Here is a 19,987-nt window from a genome sequence, read left to right as displayed (position 1 = left end):
GAGTTCAATTAAAAGTTAACATTAACACCTGCGGTATAAGTGCGCATTAAAGGATAAAACTCAGCGTTCGCATTATTTATTTCAGGATCAAAACCTTTCCATGCTTTAGAGATGGTAATTAAGTTAGATGCACTAACAAAAACACGAAGTGATTTGATTTTTACCTTATTTAATAACGCTTGTGGTAAAGTGTATCCAAGGTTAATATTTTTTATTCTGAAATAGGCCGCACTTCTAATCCATTGAGAACTCAAAAGATAGTTGTTGCCTCCAGAACCAGATGGTAACAAACGAGGAAAAGTTGCATTTTGATTATCAGGTCTCCAATAATCTTTATGAATGTCTAATAATGAAGCTGCAAAATCAGCACTTGCAAAAGGAACTGCCCCTGTTCCACTTAAAAAGTTATTACGCTGTCCAACTCCCTGTCCAAAAATATTCAAATCAAAATTCTTGTAAGTAAGATTGATATTGATACTGTACTCGTATCTAGGAAATGCATTTCCAATAAATGTTCTATCAAAGTTATCAACTCTTCCATCTGGCTTTCCGTCTGGTCCACTGATATCTTTGTATTTCATATCCCCAGGTTTAGGTCCGTTTGCAGTAGTTGGACTCCATGGAATTCCAAATTGAATTGGTGCAGATTTAATATCATTTGAATCACTAAAGAATCCATTGGCTATGTAACCAAAATAAGAACCTAGTGCCTGACCAGGAGCTGTTCTAATTCCATCTCCAATAAATGGAGTACCAGGAACTAAGTTCAAGACATTATTTTTAACATCGGAAATCATTGCAGTTACATCTAAACCCAACTTACCTATTTTATTCTTGTAGTTCACTGTAAATTCCCAACCCTTATTTTCCATATTACCCGCATTCACAAATGGATTACCCAATCCTCCTGCAGATTGTGGCAATGTTCTTTGCAACAACATGTTTTTTAGTGTCTTAACATAGTAATCTGCTGTTACAGTGAAATGCTTGCCTAATGAAAGGTCTAAACCAACGTTCCATTGCTTTGAAGTTTCCCAGCTTAAATCTGGATTGGCAAATTGTAATAACGCAACGCCCAAAGTTGTTACGTTTCCGAAATAAGCGTTTGTACCGTTATTAGGATTGTTATAATTAGATTGAGCATAGAACGCATCATATGCGTAATTGTTACCAATATTCTGATTACCATTACCTCCAAATGAACCTCTTAATTTGCCAAAAGTCACTACATTAGAAATACTTTTGAAGAAGGATTCTTTACTAAAAATCCATCCTGCAGAAACTGCGCCAAAATTACCCCACTGCTTATTTCTTGCCTGAGAAAAACGAGAAGTACCATCCCTTCTTCCGTTTAATTCAAAGTAATACTTATCATCGAAGCTATAGTTAATTCTTGCAAAGAAGCCAGCCAATGCCAATTCTGACGCACCAGCATTATTATCTCTTACACCACTTCCCAAGTTTAAGAAAGGCTGATTAGGATTCACAAAACCTGTTCTAGATGCACCAAAGAAATAATTCGTAAATAACTCTGATTGACCACCCGCTAAAACTTTGATTAAATGATTACCAAAACGTTTAGTATAAGTTGCTTGGCCTAAATAAGTTTTATACACATTATTGGTATACGATTCTGATAGCGTTGTAGTACCAGGCCAAGTGCCCACAAAAGTATATCCACCTGTTGCAATATTTGGCTGGAATATATCTGCATTCTTTACAAATGTCTTTGTGTAAGGATTTGAAACTTGTCTACCCCAATATGCCTCAATTTCTAAGCCACTAATGGGTTTGTAGTTAAATCCAAAACGAGTAAGCATAGTGCTTCCATTTACTACTGCGGTTCCTGCAGCTTCTGCCATAGCCAATGGATTTCGATTATTTGATTGAGCTGCATTCCCATACATGCCTGGACCAAATCTACCACCACCAATCGCAGGAAGACCAATTGCTTGACGAATAATAAATTCAGCACTTCCTGTTGATGGATTTACTGTTCTATTACTATTGTACCCAAAAACCCCAATCAAAGACAACTTATCATTGATTTTAAATTCAGGGTTAATACGAATATCATACTTCTCAAAACTGCTATTTGGGATTAATCCTTCCTGTTTTAAATAAGAGAATGAAGAAAACAAATTAATCTTATCGGTAGATGTAGAAAGTTGAACGTTATGGTTCTGCATCATTCCAGAATTAGTAAATAATTCTTTAATCCAATCGGTATCAATTACATCTAAATTATTAGCTGGAGTAGTTCTGTAACGATCAATTAAAGCCTGTGGAAATACGGATGCATTTGGATTTCCAGTACGATTTTTTTCGGCTTCATTACTTAATAACATGTGATCAATAGCACTTACTCTATTAGGAATTGAAGTGGCTTGTTGTTTTGTTACAAAAGCATTATAATTTACTTGTAAACCTTTTTCAGTAGCTCTTTTGGTTTTTACAAGAATTACTCCCGCTGATGCTCGGTTACCATAAATAGCAGTTGAAGCAGCATCTTTTAATAAAGTGATGCTTTCAATAGCATTAGGATCAATTTGATCTAATGAACCCACAGCTAAACCATCCACAATAATTAAAGGGGCATTACTTCCAGAAATAGAACCCTGTCCTCTTACTACTATACTTGCTCCATCTGCGCCTGGTCTACCCGATTGTTGTTGAACGGTTACACCGGGGGCTAAACCTTGTAAAGCTTGACTGGTACTTGATACTTGACGCTTGTTTAAAGCACTATTGTTTAATGTAACCAATGATCCAGTTAAGCTGGCTTTTTTCTGAGAGCCATAACCAACCACGACCACTTCACCGATATCTCCAACAGTTACTTGCAACACTACATCTAAAGTATTGCCTGTTACTTTTAACTCCTGTGTTGCGAAGCCAACACCAGAAAACACAAGTGTAGCTCCTGTATTCACTGATACAGCATACGCACCGTTAGAATTAGTTGTAGTGCCTTTCTTTGATCCTTTTACCATTACTGAAATACCTTCGGCAGGCTTTCCAGAACTGGCGCTGGTTACTCTTCCCGCAACATTCATTTGTTGCGCTACTGCACTGCTCAAGATCAATAGCAGAAAACAGCACAAGAGTGATAGTTTTTTCATAAGCAAACGTTTTGTTTTGTTAGTATGTAGATTTAAATTTTCCATTGTGATCAACTTGTATCAAGTCGAAAGGCTGAATAGTAACATTTAATAGTTGAGCAAATTGAATCCTAGTAAGCGGCTGGTCTATTTTAAAATTGCCAAACTTCCATTGCTCCCACTTTTCTTTTATTTGAGCTGTTAAAACATCTTTATTTGATAGATTCCAGGTTGATTCTTTTTTATTGGGCTTATACTTTTTTGCTAACTCAAGAATAATATCAACTGCTTCAGGTAAGTATAAATTAGATTCCTGATTTTTTTGAATCTCACAGTATTCAGCAATATCATTTACAAGTTCAGTACGATTGACTAAAGAGTCCGGATGAAAAAGCGTTCTATTGGCCCAGTTGTACGGTACACCTTGTCCTCTTAAAATACCGGTTGCGCCTATTTTTTGAGCAGCAACAAAATGAGGATGATCAATTGGCACATCAAAATAGGGCATGATATATGCCCTACTATCAAGTAAAGCAGTTTGTACTTTTCTCACTGAAATTTTTTGAGCAGGTAAATTTTGTTGAACAGTAATTGCAGCTAAGGTTCCTGCGGCTTGTCCAATCAATAATGCAATTGCTTGTAAACGAGTAGTTCCATTCACCACATTAGAAACACTGATGCTCTTTTCAGCAATAATTAATCCCTTTGTGTTTTGCGGTATTAATGAACCCAGCGGAAGATTAAAAGAGGGTACAGGATAAAAGTCTAAATGCTGAGGAGCTTTGGGATTTTTTTTGTGATGATGATCAATTGGATAATCTCCAACGGCAATACCTGTTCTGTATAAGGGTGTAGGTGCAGTAAAAGGCTTTGCAATATGCCTTACATCAAATCTAACCAACCCTTTTACTCTTCTGCTTTCTCTATGGTATGGAATTAGTGGTAAGCGATCTTTAGTTGGATATTCATCGTCGGCTAATCCTAAATGTTTAAACCCTAATTGATGTTGAATAAAATAAATAAATCGCAGTGTTTGTTCTTTAGCTTTTATCAATTCTTTTTCTCTTTCTACTTCAGACAGTTCTACTACATTCAAATAAATATCGTTTCCATTGCCTGGCCAATTAATCATGTATTTTTGGTTGGGCAGTTTACCATAGTTCAGCATTTTTTGTGCATCTACATTAGGTTTGGGTCTTGTTTTATTAAAATAATAATCTGTACAAGCCCCATCAAATTCAGCAGGATCATAGTTTGCAGGTTTTGCAATAGTACAATCCTTACCCATTCCATAATCTTTTAAAATAGCCACATAGGTAATATCTTGTACGATATCATTCGTTTCTGAAACATGTACATCTTCTCCAGTTTCAGCACTTGCTTCCATCCCTAAACTGTAAGGAATACCCGCACTCGCCATTACATCCCCAAGCTCTGTTGCATCAATTACCTGCTTTGCATAAATGGTAATTATTTTTTTACTAGGCTTGTGTAAAAAAGTTGCACCCGTGATGACACCATTTTGTTTGATTACTTTTAAAAATTGAAATTGGTACTTAATAGAAAGCCCCTTGGTTTGAAGTACCATCGATTTAAAAATACTATCTCCTACATGGGGTTCAAACTGAGTATTACTTACCCATCCCGTAGCCACTTTAGATGGACCACCATATACTTTATATAATGCATTTCTAAATTCCCCAAATAATCCAGAGGGCAAATTGTGATTACCGTCAAAAGCACATACCCCTGCAGCAGTTATCATTCCACCCAACCATGTGGTTGGTTCTGCAATAATGGTATTAACTCCCATTCTTGCCGACTGTAATCCAGCTGCAATTCCACTAGCACTTGCACCTACAACTAATACATCAGTCTTTAAATTAGTTTGAGCTTGTGTTGTTACAACAAAAAGCAGACAGACTAAATGATAAAAATGTTTTTTCACAATAATTAATTTAAATAGCTTCAAATGTTTTATAAACCTGATACAAGGCCCTTGGAATATGAAAGCACCCCTTCCATTTTCCGCCTTTTAATGGCAACAATACTTCGCCTCTTCTATTTAAATAACCAAACCATTCACCGTATTCTTCATCTTTAAATTTATTCCAAGTGTATTCATGCACTTTTTCAAACCAGCGTAAACAATTTTCATCTCCAGTTAAAGCGTAACCCTTAGCTAAGGCAACCAAGGCTTCTACATGAACCCACCATAATTTCTGGTCCCATTCTAATTGTTGCGGAGGACAACCTTTCAGATCCAAAAAATAAAAAATTCCCTCATATTCCTTATCCCATCCATATTCAAGCGTATGCAACATAATATCTTTTGCTTTTTGAATCAGCTTCTCATCATTGATTCGTTTACCCAAATCCATGATAAACCACATGGCTTCAATAGCATGTCCTGGATTGAGTAATCTTCCTTCGAAACTGTCACAAAAAGATCCATCTTCATTTACATTTTCTAAAACCAATCCTAAATCAGGATGATAAAAAACATCCATTACTTCATGAATAATTGAGGGAATAAATTCATCCACTTTTTCTTTACCCAAAATATGTTCTAACTCTAGGGAAAGATTGCAAAGTATCATTGGAAGGCTAAAATTTTTCAACGACCTAGTTCCAGGATAACTCTTATTATATAGCCCCTTTGTATTGTTTCTCCTTTTTATGATATTATTAAAAGTATCTAATGCAATCTGCTTATACTCATCTGTTGGCATTGCTTTATCTAGTGAAGCAAAAGCCATAGTAGCAAAACAATCGCTAAAAATATTATAAGGTTGAACCAAAGGTTTTCCTTCTGCAGTTAAAGAAAAGTACCAATTCCCCAATTCATCTCTACCATATTTTTTCATGAAATCAGCTCCATGTAAAGCCATATTTAACCACTCTTTATTTGGCTCAATATGATTATACATAAAACTAAAACACCAAACTTCTCGTCCTTGCAACCACAAGAACTTGTCAGTATCATAAACCTTTCCAGCTTGATCTAAGCAAGTGAAGTATCCACCATTCAATTCATCTTTACTATGATTCATCCAAAAAGGGAGAATATTATTCAACAACTCCCCTTTATACAAGGCACTATAATGCCTCAACATATTTTTGGGCTCTTTATTTAAAATGGCTTGCTGCATTAAATCCTTATTAATTATTAATGGATTTGTTAAAACTTAGAACAATATCTTAAAAAATTTATAAAACTCCCAATACTTTTTAAATTATTTTATTTAGATGGGCGTTTTATGCCATTTCTTATATTTACTCGTTTAAAAAAATATATGGCCAAGCCGCAGCATATTCTGAATAATGTTTTTAATGATGACAACTCCTCTGGAGTGGCTTTGAAAAATAAAACACTTAAAAAGCTGATATTCAATTTCTTAGATCGTTCAGAAAGTGCCTCTATCACCGAATTAAGTAAAGAGTTAAATATAAGTGTACCTAAAACAACCAGTTTAATCGCAGAATTGATTGAAGAAGGGTTGATTAGTGACTATGGAAAAATTGACTCAACCGGTGGAAGAAAAGCCAATTTATATGGCTTAATTGGAGATGCCGGTTTTTTCTTAGGGGTAGATGTAAAAAAATACCATATCAATATTGGCTTGCTCAACTTTAAAAAACAGTTGGTTAGCCAAAAAAACCGAATCGCTTTTAAACTTGAAAATACAGCTGAATCGCTGGGCCAATTGATTCATATTGTACAAAACTTTATTAAAGAATTACCGGTAAAAAAAGAAAAGATTTTAAGTTTAGGCATTAACCTTTCTGGAAGAATCAATCATACTAAAGGATACTCGTATAGCTTTTTTCACTTTCAGGAAGAACCCTTATCTGAAATTATTCAAGAACAATTAGGAATTAAAACCTATCTAGAAAACGACTCAAGAGCAATGGCTTTTGGTGAGTTTTGCAGCAGTGAAATCAATACAGAGAAAAATGTATTATTTGTTAACGTTGACTATGGTGTAGGTTTGGGTATTTTAATTGATGGTAAAGTATACTATGGAAAATCGGGCTTTAGTGGTGAATTCGGTCATATTCCACTTTTTAACAACGAAATCATTTGCCATTGTGGTAAAAAGGGATGTCTTGAATCCGAAGCTTCGGGCAATGCTTTAATTAGAAAATTTAAAGAGAAAATAAAGCAAGGCTACACTTCGTCCGTATTAAAGAAAAACAAAAAAGTAGAAGACATTACTTTAACTGATATTATTCAAGCGGCGCAAAATGAAGATGTTTTAACCATTGAACTACTAGCAGAAATTGGAGAGAACTTAGGGAGAGGACTTGCTGTCCTAATCAATGTTTTTAATCCAGAACTGATTGTTTTAGGGGGAACGCTTTCTGAATCAGGAGACTATTTAAGACTACCCACTAAAAGTTCACTTAATAAATATTCACTTAGTTTAGTTAACTCAGACACGCAATTAAAACTTTCTAAATTGGGAGAAAGAGCAGGCATACTAGGAGCATGCCTGCTTGCAAAAAATAAAGTACTGTCTGTTATTTAAGGTATTTGTTAAACCAACCAATATATCTTTCAAAACGATCTTTCACATAACTAGGCGTGCTGATACCATGAAACTGTCCTGGGTAAATAATAAGCTCAGTAGGTGTTCCTAATGAACGCAGTGCTTGATACATTTGCTCACTTCCTACAGCAGGTACATTAAAATCTTTTTCACCAACCATAAATTGAGTAGGCGTTTTTATTTTGTCTGCTTTTAAAAATGGATAAGACAGTTTTAAATAACGATCGATATTTTTCCAAGGAACTCCCAACTCATTGTCGTATTGATTAATGTATTGATCAACTCCATACAAAGAAGAGACCATTGAAACACCAGCACCACTACTTGCCGCTTTAAAACGATTATCAGAAGCAATTAAATAGTTAGTCAGTATTCCTCCATAACTCCAGCCACAAATACCTAACTTATCTTTATCTGCCCAACCTTTTTCTACTGCATAATCTACTGCACTTTGAATATCAATCACTTCTTTATTTCCCCAATCGGCACTAATGGTTTTTGAATAATCCCAACCACGTCCACTGCTACCACGATAGTTTACCCCCACCACCATATAGCCAGCAGCTGAAAGCATTTGGCGAGTAAAATCGAACCCATATTCATCTTGTGCTACAGGACCACCGTGTATATAAAACAGCGTTGGTAATTTTTGTGTAACAGGAATATTGGCAGGTCTGAATGCAATGCTCGATACTTTTGTTCCATCAGAACTGGTTGAAGTATAACCCTCTACAGAAGCGAGTTCTAACGGAGCAACAAATTCCTCTTGGTGTTTGGTTAATCTTCTTGGAACACCATTTTCAACTGCGTATAATTCAGTTGGTAATTGAGGTTCGCTCATGGCAGCTAACCAATTATTATTGCTATGAAATTGAAGTGCACCATAACTTCTTTTGCCTCCCGCAATTTTAGTAAGTGCACCTGTTGCAATATTGAATTGACCAATATATCTTTCTCTGTCATCAGAAATTAATACAGCAACTTGAGTACCATCTTTGGTGAACTTAATATTACCAACCGGTCTGTCTATTGTTTTAGAAAGTGATTTGGGTTGGGCAGTTCCTGCAGCATCAATAATAGTTAGGTATTGCTCTTGGTATGCTGTATATGTTTCAGATGCAGAACTTAAATATGCAATGCTTTTACTATCGGGGCTCCACACTGGGCTATCATCGGAACCTGCCCACTGAGTTAATTTTTTAGCGGGTGCTTTGGGCTTTGCTTCCATCACAAAAATATCGGTATTGATATTTCTATCAGGATCAGCAGTAGTATTGCTCACAAAAGCAATCTGTTTTCCATCTGGGCTAAATACGGCACCACGTTGATCAAACTCTCCGCTGGTTAATGTATCGGTCTTCTTAGTAGCAACATCAAAGAGGTATAGGTGGATTGGATCCCGCTGCGTAATATATCCCACTACATCTTGCTTAAACTTATAACGATCAATCACAATTGGCTTGGGCGTCTTTGGCTTTGAAGTATCAGCAGGCGTTTTGATGGTCATCAATATTTTTTTCCCGTCTGGGCTCCAGGAATAATCCATTAGGCTTGTCTTTAAATTCGTCAGTTGTAATCCCTCACCACCCAAACGATTTAATAACCAAATTTGACTATTCGTTGCACCATTTCGCGCAGCAACAAATGAAAGATATTTACCATCGGGGCTCCATCTTGGTTGTGATTCTGCATCGGGGCTATTGGTTAATTGAATGTTTTGTTTACCATCCCAACTTACCATCCAGATATCTGTATTGCGTTTGTTTTGAACAGAATCAACAGAGGATAAAGTATATGCAACCCAATTTCCATCAGGTGATACTTGCGGATCACCTAGTGTTTGCAAACGATATACATCCGCTGGTTGTAGTTTTCTTTTGGCTGTAGTTGCGGTGTTGGTAATCTGTGCTGTTGTTGTTTGCGAACTCAATAAGGAAAGAGCCAACAATGAGAAGAGCATTTTTTGTTTCATGAAAGCTGGGTTTATAAAAGAGAATCAAATAATTCTTGTAAGATAAAAAGAATAAGCATGAAAACAGAGCTTGATTCATCCGTAATTTAGTAGGATATATTGCTATATGAAATTCCTATATATAATTCTGATTGCTTTTCTAGGATTGATTGAACCTTCCTATTGTCAAATACCTAGTAGATATGTTCATGCAACCGATTTAGCCAAAAGATGGGATGAAGGTATGCCAATGGGAAATGGACTAATGGGCGCACTTGTTTGGAACAAAAATGAACGCATACGATTTGCTTTAGATCATGCTGAATTATGGGACGAGCGCCCAATGAAAGATTTACATGGTCCACATTTTAGTTATCAATGGGTGGAAGAAAATTGGAAAGCGGGTACTTATAAAAAAGTACAAGAAGCTTTGGATCATCCATATGATCGAGAACCTGCCCCAACAAAAATTCCTGGTGCAGCTATTGAATTGCCGCTTTCATTGGTGGGGTCCAATCCTGAAGTGATATTAGATCTTTTTACTGCGAGTGTTCTAATCAAAGGAAAAAATGGGGTAGATATCAAGAGTTTTGTAGACGCGAATCAAAATAAAGGATGGATTAAAGTGAGCAATTTATCCTCTCCATTTTCGGCAGACTTGATTATTCCTCCTTATCAAAATAAAATTGTGTCTGTTGGAGATGTTGTAGGGGGAGACGATTTAGGAAGATTGGGTTATGCTAAAGCAACCATTGACTCTGGAAGCCATTACAAGAGTTTTTTGCAAAAAGGCTGGGGTGATTTTTCTTATCGATCTACCATGCAGTGGAATCAAAGGGGGAATGAAGTAACTATCGTTTGGGCCATTCAAACCAATAATCAAAATGAACCTCCAACATTAGATACTTTATCGCTTAAACAGGCTCTAAATAAAGGATTTGATGATGCGTTTAAACAACATCAAAATTGGTGGGCCAATCATTGGAAAAAATCGACCATTAAAATACCTGATACCCAATTGCAAAAACAATGGTATATCACGCGTTATTTAATGGGTGCAGCCTCCCGCAAAAATGCACCTCCTATTTCGTTACAAGCAGTTTGGACAGCAGATAATGGTAAAATAGCCCCATGGAAAGGAGATTTTCACCACGATTTAAATACCGAATTGAGTTATTGGCCGTTTTACAGTGCCAATGATTTAGAAGGAGCTACTGTGTTCATAGATCATTTAGAGAAAAATAAAACTACTTATCAAGCTTACACTAAATCCTACTTTAACACCAATGGACTAAATGTTCCTGGAGTTACTACGTTGAAGGGAACAGAAATGGGTGGGTGGATTCAATATGCGCTTTCTCCCACCATTAGTAGTTGGTTGGCTCATCATTATGACCAACAATGGAAATACAGTATGGATAAAAATTTCTTACGAGAGAAAGTATATCCTTGGTTTAAAGAAGTTGCTATTTTTTTAGAAAATATTACCAGAATAAATAAGGAAGGTTATAGGCAATTGCCGCTCAGTTCAAGCCCAGAATTTCACGACAATAGTGCAGAAGCTTGGTTTAAGCAGAATACAAATTATGATTTGGCTTTGATGAAATATGCTGTAGGTCGTGCATCAGATATGGCGAAGTTGTTGGGAAAATCTACCGATGCTGCGCGCTGGAATAAATTAGCAAAAAGTTTTCCTGAATTGGCATTAACCCAACATGGAGGATTAGCCCTTGCTCCTTCCGTACCCTATGATTTTTCGCATAGGCATTTCTCGCACTTAATGGCAATCTATCCATTGGGTCTGTATAAAAAAGAAACCCATCAAAACTTGATAAGGCAGTCATTAAAAGAGTTGGATTCTATTGGATCAAGCGGATGGGTAGGTTATTCTTTTGCATGGCAGGGTAATTTATATGCGCATCTAGGAGATGGGGAAAAAGCAGCCAAGGCATTGCAAATTTTTACTGAAGCATTTTGTTTACCTGCCAACGGCTTTCATGTAAATGGAGATCAAAGCGGAAAAGGATATGCAAACGCAACTTACAGACCTTTTACATTAGAAGGTAATTTTGCCTTCGCATCAGGTTTACAAGACATGTTAATTCAATCCCATGCCGGCTTTATAGAAATTATGCCCGCTATTCCGGCCAATTGGAAAAATTGTTCATTTACGCAACTTAGAACAGAAGGTGCTTTTTTAATAAGCGCAGAAAGACTAGAAGGTTCATTAAAAACGATTCAAGTAAAGGCAAATGCAACAGGTCCTTTAAAAATTAAAATGAACCGTAATTGGCAATGGAAGGCAACGGGGGGATTAGAATCACCGCAATTGAAAGATGGTTATTTTACCGCAGTAGTTTCCAAAGGCACTGTCATTGAATTTAAAAATACCGAGAACAAAAATCAATAGCAGTCTCTTTAATAATTTCAACACCAGGGTGGTTAAAAGAAGGAGCTGGATTGGGGTCAACAACAATTACTTTTTTGTGGTTATGTACACCAACTTGTAAGGCACCATAAGTAAACCCCACCGAATTAGAAGTGCCCATAAAAATGATGGTATCCGCTTCATCAATCCAGGCTAATGCTTTATCATATTGATACAATTCTGTATAGTATTCATCGAACAATAAAATATGTGGCCTATAAGATTGGGTTTCGCTAATTATTCCCTCTTTGCTTATTTTAAATAGATCAAATAAATCTTGTTCCAAATTATTTTCATCTACTTGATTCCAGTTTGCCAATTCTAATTCCTCAATGTACGCAGCATTGATCTTTCTTTTAAAATTGATATTGCCATGAATTTCAATAAGGTGATTGCTTGGGTGTTCTGCTTTTACATGGAGGTTATCTACATTCTGGGTAACCACTTTTATATTTTGCTTGGCCAATATTTCATGCGCTCGATTGGGCAATGCGTCTTTACAACTCACAAAACGATGGTAATACCATTGAAGAAATGCACTGGTATTTGTTCTGAAAAATCGATTGCTAGCCATTTCAGTTGGATTCTCATTCCAAAGTCCATTTTTCCCTCTGAAGGGTTGAATGCCTGACTCAACTGAAACGCCTGCTCCTGTGATGACAACTGTATTTTGCATGAGCTAAAATTAATTAGCTTAGCATCAATCTCTATGAAAAAATGTTGATCAGCATTATTTTTTCCCCAACTTAAATGCACCAATTCTGGATGAATAATTCTTTGCTCCCTTTTTTAAATAATCACCCACATACCAAATGGTTTCATCATCACTAGGATCTATTGCTGTTTGCGTATAATCTTCCCACCTAAGGGTATTGGTTTGAGCAGCTTCACCATTCACAAGAACCACTTCGTTCAACGTTAGTTTGCCTAACGGGTCTCCAAAATGTCGGCCTGCAAATCTTTGTCCAGGAAAATCATTTTTCCCACCAAAAGAATAGCCGATGCCAATATTGCCATATTTATCAATTGCTGGGCTAGCCATCCAACGAAAATTACTATCGGGTGCATAAGTCCCTTGTTGATACAATTTTACAGAGCGGTCTTTGTTGACCACAAACTCATACCATCTTACTCCTCCGCCACCTACAGCAGTATTTACAGAGTGTACCCCCACAACAGATTCGCGATTTCCTATTCTTCTATAAACCAATCGAGCCATCAACTTGTCTCCTTGTGCATCTAAACGCATATCAGTTCCTGGTTGAGGTACCGCTTTAGTCAGTTGTCCTCCCCCCAAATATTGATAGGGAGCAACGGGAATTTTTACTGGTCCTTCAATTTTAGTATTTGAAAAATTATTCCAATCCACTTTATATTTCCATACATAAATGCCGTCGTCTTCCAAAATTTTATTGAGTTGGCTACCTCCCGCAGCCATCATTATACTGGGTGCTCCGGCTGGTGGTAATTGTTTTCCGTCGAGGTCTGCATTAATAATAAAGTTGACATCTTTAATAATAAACGACTGTTCTTTTGCATCCTGTCCTTTCAACATTTTATTTCGATCAACCACATAAGCATGTCTTTCAATCACATCATCCCCTGTACTAGTTGTGGTATAATAACCATCAGGCCATACTGTTGGTCTAGGATAGTCAGGAAATAATTCACGTTCAAATTCATAGCGATAATAGGATCCTAGTGGATCAGGGCTGGTACTAATTGCGTAGCACATGCAATAAGTTCCATCCGCTGGTGGTTTTGGAGCAGGTGGACGCGGACCATTTACTGGTGCTGGCGTTTCTTGTGAAAGTGGGGGCTGAAATAACGTAACCGCCTCACCAGGTTGTGGTAACGTAACACGTTGCTTAGTGGTAGTATCTATATTTCTAGAAATTCCTTTGCGAAAAGTAGGCATTACAATCAACCATCTATCTGCCAATTGATCATATCGAACTACAGCATCGCCATTATTCATATTCTCACAAGGACCACCAAAACCCTTAAATACGTTACGCGTTTCTACCGGACCATACAATGCACGACCTGATTCAGCAAATGTTTTTCCTTTCTTAGAAAAAATAGCCATTCGAGAATTTACAATCTGTACAATATGATCCAGGCCTACAGCCAATGAATTATCAGAGGGATTTCTTAATACTGCTGTTCCTTGTGGGCCAACAAAACTTTCTCCTAAACCTTCAAAGCTGGTGATTAATTGTGCCGCTTTTTTATTTCCGAATTGGTTTTGTTCAACACTGGTCGATTCTGCATTGAATCGCATTGGTTGATTGATTGAAATAGGCGATGATTCATCTTGCCTTACAGCAGAAGTACTTTTTAGTCTTTCTAGAGAAGGATTTTGTTGTGCAGAAGCAACAAGCGAAAATATAATGGCCGAGGCAAACAATGCATAAAACTTAATCATGTGCTTAAATTAGAATTGAAGTTTGATACCTCTAAACTAATTGAAAACAGACAGGAATTATTCTTCATTTTTGTTGTAGAATTGGCTGTTTTTAACCGCTAGCTTTATTTAATTTTTTATTTCTTGTTTGGGTGAATAAAATTCTAGCTTTTTCTTGTTGCACCGCCTCATGATTGCGATGACTCCAAATTTTTTCTCTTGCTGCTCTACCGGCTTCTGTTGCATTCACAATTGGAAAAGGATAATCTTTGCCAATGATGGTATTACAAAGTTGTTGCTCCATTAAGCTCATCTTATGGGGTTCATGAATAAAAGCTGCGGGTACATTTTGCAATTCAGGAATCCATTGCTTTATAAAAATTCCTTCGGGATCATGGTCGCTTGATTGCTTTATTGGGTTATAGATTCGAATTGTATTTATACCAGTAGTACCCGCCTGCATTTGAAATTGCGGATAATGGATACCGGGTTCATAATCTAAAAATTGTTTTGCCAAATAATGAGCACCCCATCTCCAATCCTGGTAAAGGTGGTGACAAAAAAAAGAAACCAGCATCGCGCGCATACGAAAATTGATCCAACCAGTTGCAATTAAACAACGCATACAAGCATCTACTAAAGGGAAGCCTGTTTTGCCTTCTTCCCAGGCTTTTATAAAAGATTCCTTTTTTTGATGGGCTAGTAACTCATAGCCCTTATTGATGCAGTTAAATTCATAACTGCCCTCCACTTCAAATTTTTGAATAAAATGACAATGCCATTTTAATCTCGTAATCGCATTATTAATTGGTCCTTTAAAGGAGGAGTTTTTTTGTGCTTCGTTTAATGATTGATATGCCTGTTTAATACTGAGGTTACCCCAGCTGATATAGGGTGAAACTCTTATACAACTTTTTCTACTCTCAGCAGGTTTACTAATATGCCTACTGTAGTTCTTCCCTCTTTCTGCTATAAAACTTTCCAAATACTTTAAGGCATTGTCTTCCCCGGCAGGTTGAAAAGTAATTGGATAATTGTCAAGCTTATTTTTAAATTCATTGGGCAATTTGTATTGAGTTTCAAATTTGACTAATGAATTCTTGCTAAACTCGTTTTGAATAATGGGAGCATGCATAGTGGCATACCATTTTTTATCCCATTCTTTTCTATTGCGAATAGCTCTTATAATTCCATCTCGTTGAAACTCTTTCCATTCAATTTGATGGGATTCGCAAAACTGCTTCACTTGCTTATCTCTATCGTAAGTGATTTTTGTTCCTGACTCTTGGTAACTAAAAATGGTTTGAATATTATATTGTTCAGTTATCTCCTGAAAAGCTTCTAGCGCTTCTGCATAAAAAATACTGACAGATCTATTGTTAAGAGCAAGTTGTTGATTCATCGCCAAAATAGCATGATACTGAAATTGCAAATGTCTTGTACTGGTATCAGGAGATTGAATTAAAGAAGGTTCAAAAAGAAAAACAATCAAATAAGGCATGTTCGATTGCTCCGCTGCATGCAATGCAGCATGATCCTGGGTTCTAAGGTCTCTTTTTAACCATACAATATTAATAGGTTGGCGACTATTCACTTTAAAATAACACCAATCTTATCGGATTGTTTCTACTGGTAATTCAATTTTAAATTCGGTTCCCTTATTGGGTTGGCTAATGATACTAATTTTCCCACCGAGGGTCTCTACTTGTGTTTTTACCATAAACAATCCCATGCCTTTTCCCTCTGTGTGATAATGAAATCGTTTATACAATCCAAATACATATTCTCGATTCTTTTTGAGGTCTATCCCTAATCCATTATCACTAAATATTAATATAATTTGCTTCTCAGTCAATTCGGATTTAATCTTGATGATTGGGGTGGTTTGAGGTTTTTTGTACTTGATACTATTGGAAACAAGATTATAAAAAATACTATAGATATATGATTTAATAGAGTTTATTTCATCCACTTCAGAAAAATCTAAAATAAAACTGACTTGCTCTAGTTTTATTAAATTATCAATGGCTAATTGTATCTCTTTGATTATTTCAGAAAACTTGATTAATGCTTTTTGCTCATTAACTTCTCTTCTTATTTGTAGAATAAGACTCAAATCTTTAATAACAGTATCTAAAGCGTCAGCTGATTGATTTAATGCGTTGATCAATTGAAGATTTTCATCAGGTTCAATATCGGGCATTTTCAAAAAGTTGGTTACCCCAATAATATTTGCAACCGGAGCACGTAAGTTGTGTGAAACGATATAGGCAAATTGTTCTAGATCTTTATTACGCTGAATCAAATCATTCATGATTTGTGCTTTCTCATACTCGCTTGCCTTTTGCAAAGAAATATCTCGCATGATTTTAGAAGCGCCTATTACTTGATTAAGTTCATTAAGAATGGGAGAGACCGTTAATGAAATTGATACAATCGATCCATCTTTACCAATTCTCACTGTTTCGTATCGATCAATCGCTTTCTTTTCTTTTATGTTGGAAGTGATTTTTAACTCTTCTTCATGAAGCTCAGGAGGAATAAGCATATAAATGGATTGTCCAATTGCCTCTGTACTAGTATAACCGAGTATGTTTTCTGCACCTCTATTCCAAGATGTAATTATACCATCCAATGTAATACTCATGATGGCATCGTGAGTAGAATTTAAGATTAAAGAAGATAATGCTAATCTCTCTTCATATTGAATGGTTTCTGTAATATCATTGATCATGCCAATCATTCGATATGGAATACCCGCATCATTGTATAAAACCTTACCATGTGCTTTTATATGAGCAATCTCTCCAGAAGGCTTGATAATTTTAAATATGGTATTATAGCTACTATCCCCTTTTAAAGCTGCATTCAGCTCATTTAATACCCTTTCTTTATTTTCTGGATGTAATCTATTGGACCATGTTGCAAAAACATTTGTATCTGTTCCTCTTTTAACTCCGTGAATTTGATAGGATCGATCATCCCACAAAAGGGTATCATCTAAAATATTCCAATCCCATATTCCAAGATTGGCTGATTCGGCTGCAAGGCTTAGCCGATTTGCATTATCCTCTGCATTACTTCTGGTTTCAATTAACTCTATTTCTACTTTTTTTCTGAGAGAAATATCCTGACAAGTTCCAAAAACCCTTACAGGTTTATTGGATGCATCAAATGAAACTTTCCATCTTTCTTCAACATATTTAATTTTTCCACTAGAAGTTAATACTCGGTGTTCAATAATATTATATTCTTTAGAATCAAAAGAAGCTAAAAAGGCATTGTTTACCATTTCTTTATCTTCTGGATGTATATAATCTAAAAAGCTATTATGCGTGGGTTTAAATGAATTTTTATCTAGTTCAAATATGGAATAGGTTTCATCAGACCATAATACCTGTAAGTTAGACAAATCGGTCTCCCAACTCCCAACTTTTGCAGCTTCTTGTGCCTCTATTAATCGGCGTTCTGCTTTTTTTCTTTCTGTAATATCCAATATAGATCCAATAATGGCTAGTTGCCCATTGATGGTCTTTATTGTACCAAATAATTCAAGATTGAGAATTGAATTATTTTTATGAATTCCACTTATTTCACAAGAATGTGTTTTTTGGTTATCGGCAGTTTCAGAAAAGTATTGTTTTAAAATTGCTTTGTCATCTTCTAAAATAAGTTCATCTTGATACATACCAATTATATCATCCACCTCATAACCAAAAATGTTGGCAAATTCTTTATTTACATAGGTATACTTATGTTTTTTTAAAATGAAACTACCCACCAAGGCATTATCGGCTAGGCTATGAAACCTGTTTTCACTAGCAATAAGAAATTGCTCTACTTTTTTCTTTTCAGTTATCTCTTCTGCTTGAACTAAAATTATTTCGTCATTTACAAAAACATAGTGAACATGAATATATTTTTCTTCATTCTTGCTTTTGAATTGATAATATATTTCTCTATCAAAAGATAGCCGGTCTTTTAAACATTTATATAAATCAGCAATAATATCCTGCTCGTTTTTATAGAGATTAGATGCTTTACTATTGATTAGTTGTTCAATTTGATTGCTCGCAAACAGCCTTGCTGCCTGATTAAACCCAACTAAATAAAAATCATCGCCCTTAAAATGCCATATAAAAGATGGCTGAGGTAAACTAAGAAAAATAGAATAGAGCTTTGGGGACTCTATTATAATGGATTGGTTCAATGGCTCCATTTCACAGGACTTTAAATAAAAGTACGAGAAATATCAATAATTAATCAGCATTTAAACTTTACACCACACAAGAATTCTTCTCCATTTTCGTATCGAGTTATCAAAATATCAGAGAATCCAAAGGAAAATCTTAGGCTAAATGAGCCGATTAATTTGGCTTTTCGGCTCATTTTTTTTATATATTTGAGCCGATTAATCTATTTATTCGGCTCATGACAACCTACAACTGGCAGCAAACCGACTGGCCTCTTTTTCATTACTCCCTTGAACAGGTAGAGGATGATTTGATGCTATTTTCAGAAAAAGTTGGATGGGTTTCAGGAATATTAGAAGCATTACCAGAAACTACAAGAACAGAAGCAATTATCGATATCATATTAACCGAAGCAATCAAAACATCGGAAATTGAAGGTGAATATCCAAATAGAATAGATGTATTGTCGTCAATACGAAAGAACTTGGGAATCCATGGCAATGTTGAATATATCAAAGACAAATCTGCTGAAGGCCTTGGAAAACTAATGATTGATGTAAGAAAAACATTTAAAGAGCCACTCACTGAAGAGGTATTGTTTTACTGGCATAAATTGTTAATGACTGATGCACAAAAGATTGAAGTAGGCAAATGGCGTACGCACGATGACCCAATGCTAATCGTTTCTGGTGCTATGGGCAAACAGAGAATTCATTTTGAAGCCCCGCCTTCTAATAATGTACCCGTTCAAATGAGTCGTTTTCTAAAATGGTTTAACGATACTGCTCCTGGCGGATTAGATGAAATTAAAAAGGCTCCCGTCCGTTCAGCAATCGCCCATTTATATTTTGAAAGCATACATCCTTTTGAAGATGGGAACGGTAGAATTGGAAGAGCAATAGCAGAAAAAGCATTGTCACAAACTATTGGACGACCAATAGTGCTTAGCCTATCTAACACAATAGAAAAAAATAAGAACTTGTACTATAATACAATAGAGAAAGCGCAACAATCAAATAAAATCACTTCATGGATTGAGTATTTTGTTAAAACAACATTAGATGCACAAATAGAAGCAGAAAAACAGATTGAATTCACACTTCGTAAAGCAAAGTTTTATGACAAATACAGGAGCTTAATCAACGAGCGGCAAAATTTAGTGATTCAGCGAATGTTTGAAGAAGGTCCAAATGGTTTTGAAGGGGGAATGAATGCGAGAAAATATATTGGCATAACCAAAACCTCTAAAGCCACTGCCACTCGAGATATGCAAACCCTAGTAGAAATTGGAGCTTTTGTACTATCAGGGAAAGCTGGAGGACGCAGCACCAGCTATCAGATTAATTTAAGCTAA

The 19,987-nt window shown here is 36.0% G+C and carries 11 protein-coding genes; 3 read left to right on the top strand and 8 right to left on the bottom strand.

The genetic code is table 11. The annotated features are described in order from the left end of the window. Window positions 1-8: 8 nt before the first annotated feature. The 3 genes from ACTIEI_RS03140 to ACTIEI_RS03130 are packed head-to-tail and all read right to left on the bottom strand — an operon-like array spanning window position 9 to window position 6,253. A complete protein-coding gene (locus ACTIEI_RS03140) occupies window positions 9-3,122 on the bottom strand; it encodes a SusC/RagA family TonB-linked outer membrane protein (protein WP_439504821.1) in 3,114 nt (1,037 codons plus the stop codon). 19 nt (window positions 3,123-3,141) lie between these two features. Next, window positions 3,142-5,049 carry an FAD-dependent oxidoreductase gene (locus ACTIEI_RS03135; protein WP_439504820.1) on the bottom strand — a complete coding sequence of 636 codons (1,908 nt, stop codon included), beginning with the start codon at window positions 5,047-5,049 and terminating at the stop codon, window positions 3,142-3,144. 10 nt (window positions 5,050-5,059) lie between these two features. Then, the gene (locus ACTIEI_RS03130) at window positions 5,060-6,253 is read right to left on the bottom strand and encodes an AGE family epimerase/isomerase (protein ID WP_439504819.1); all 1,194 of its coding nucleotides are present in this window, start codon (window positions 6,251-6,253) and stop codon (window positions 5,060-5,062) included. 144 nt (window positions 6,254-6,397) lie between these two features. Here ACTIEI_RS03130 and ACTIEI_RS03125 point away from each other — a divergent pair, with 144 nt between their 5' ends. Then, complete coding sequence (locus ACTIEI_RS03125) at window positions 6,398-7,633, top strand: ROK family protein (protein ID WP_439504818.1); 1,236 nt, start codon at window positions 6,398-6,400, stop codon at window positions 7,631-7,633. Here the strand turns inward: ACTIEI_RS03125 and ACTIEI_RS03120 are convergent. After that, window positions 7,626-9,626, bottom strand: coding sequence for a prolyl oligopeptidase family serine peptidase (locus tag ACTIEI_RS03120; protein ID WP_439504817.1), 2,001 nt, complete (start codon window positions 9,624-9,626; stop codon window positions 7,626-7,628). The genes ACTIEI_RS03125 and ACTIEI_RS03120 overlap by 8 nt on opposite strands. 106 nt (window positions 9,627-9,732) lie before the next feature. Here ACTIEI_RS03120 and ACTIEI_RS03115 point away from each other — a divergent pair, with 106 nt between their 5' ends. Then, window positions 9,733-12,015 carry a glycosyl hydrolase family 95 catalytic domain-containing protein gene (locus ACTIEI_RS03115; protein WP_439504816.1) on the top strand — a complete coding sequence of 761 codons (2,283 nt, stop codon included), beginning with the start codon at window positions 9,733-9,735 and terminating at the stop codon, window positions 12,013-12,015. On the opposite strand, the gene ACTIEI_RS03110 is transcribed toward ACTIEI_RS03115, so the two are convergent. The 4 genes from ACTIEI_RS03110 to ACTIEI_RS03095 form a co-directional block, all read right to left on the bottom strand. After that, window positions 11,987-12,709, bottom strand: coding sequence for an SIR2 family NAD-dependent protein deacylase (locus ACTIEI_RS03110; protein WP_439504815.1), 723 nt, complete (start codon window positions 12,707-12,709; stop codon window positions 11,987-11,989). The two genes, ACTIEI_RS03115 and ACTIEI_RS03110, sit on opposite strands and share 29 nt — an antisense overlap. Window positions 12,710-12,763: 54 nt before the next feature. After that, window positions 12,764-14,461, bottom strand: coding sequence for a hypothetical protein (locus ACTIEI_RS03105; protein ID WP_439504814.1), 1,698 nt, complete (start codon window positions 14,459-14,461; stop codon window positions 12,764-12,766). 91 nt (window positions 14,462-14,552) lie between these two features. Continuing rightward, entirely contained in the window at window positions 14,553-16,034 is a 1,482-nt protein-coding gene (locus ACTIEI_RS03100) for a deoxyribodipyrimidine photo-lyase/cryptochrome family protein (RefSeq protein ID WP_439504813.1), read from the bottom strand. 18 nt (window positions 16,035-16,052) lie between these two features. Further along, window positions 16,053-18,659, bottom strand: a complete 2,607-nt coding sequence (locus tag ACTIEI_RS03095) for a PAS domain-containing sensor histidine kinase (RefSeq protein ID WP_439504812.1) — start codon at window positions 18,657-18,659, stop codon at window positions 16,053-16,055. A 212-nt stretch (window positions 18,660-18,871) separates the two neighbouring features. Here ACTIEI_RS03095 and ACTIEI_RS03090 point away from each other — a divergent pair, with 212 nt between their 5' ends. Then, the gene (locus tag ACTIEI_RS03090; protein ID WP_439504811.1) at window positions 18,872-19,987 is read left to right on the top strand and encodes a Fic family protein; all 1,116 of its coding nucleotides are present in this window, start codon (window positions 18,872-18,874) and stop codon (window positions 19,985-19,987) included.

The sequence above is a fragment of the Sediminibacterium sp. genome, assembly GCF_051860225.1.
In the GTDB taxonomy this organism is placed as follows: domain Bacteria; phylum Bacteroidota; class Bacteroidia; order Chitinophagales; family Chitinophagaceae; genus Sediminibacterium.
Note: the sequence above shows the minus strand (reverse complement) of the source record. Positions and strands in the feature narration are given on the sequence as shown.

What these genes read in the sequence shown, in the direction of transcription:
- ACTIEI_RS03115 (WP_439504816.1), top strand. Translation starts at nt 9,733, where the DNA reads ATGAAATTCCTATATATAATTCTGATTGCTTTTCTAGGATTGATTGAA.
- ACTIEI_RS03095 (WP_439504812.1), bottom strand. Translation starts at nt 18,659, where the DNA reads ATGGAGCCATTGAACCAATCCATTATAATAGAGTCCCCAAAGCTCTAT.
- ACTIEI_RS03090 (WP_439504811.1), top strand. Translation starts at nt 18,872, where the DNA reads ATGACAACCTACAACTGGCAGCAAACCGACTGGCCTCTTTTTCATTAC.
- ACTIEI_RS03130 (WP_439504819.1), bottom strand. Translation starts at nt 6,253, where the DNA reads ATGCAGCAAGCCATTTTAAATAAAGAGCCCAAAAATATGTTGAGGCAT.
- ACTIEI_RS03125 (WP_439504818.1), top strand. Translation starts at nt 6,398, where the DNA reads ATGGCCAAGCCGCAGCATATTCTGAATAATGTTTTTAATGATGACAAC.
- ACTIEI_RS03110 (WP_439504815.1), bottom strand. Translation starts at nt 12,709, where the DNA reads ATGCAAAATACAGTTGTCATCACAGGAGCAGGCGTTTCAGTTGAGTCA.
- ACTIEI_RS03140 (WP_439504821.1), bottom strand. Translation starts at nt 3,122, where the DNA reads ATGAAAAAACTATCACTCTTGTGCTGTTTTCTGCTATTGATCTTGAGC.
- ACTIEI_RS03105 (WP_439504814.1), bottom strand. Translation starts at nt 14,461, where the DNA reads ATGATTAAGTTTTATGCATTGTTTGCCTCGGCCATTATATTTTCGCTT.
- ACTIEI_RS03120 (WP_439504817.1), bottom strand. Translation starts at nt 9,626, where the DNA reads ATGAAACAAAAAATGCTCTTCTCATTGTTGGCTCTTTCCTTATTGAGT.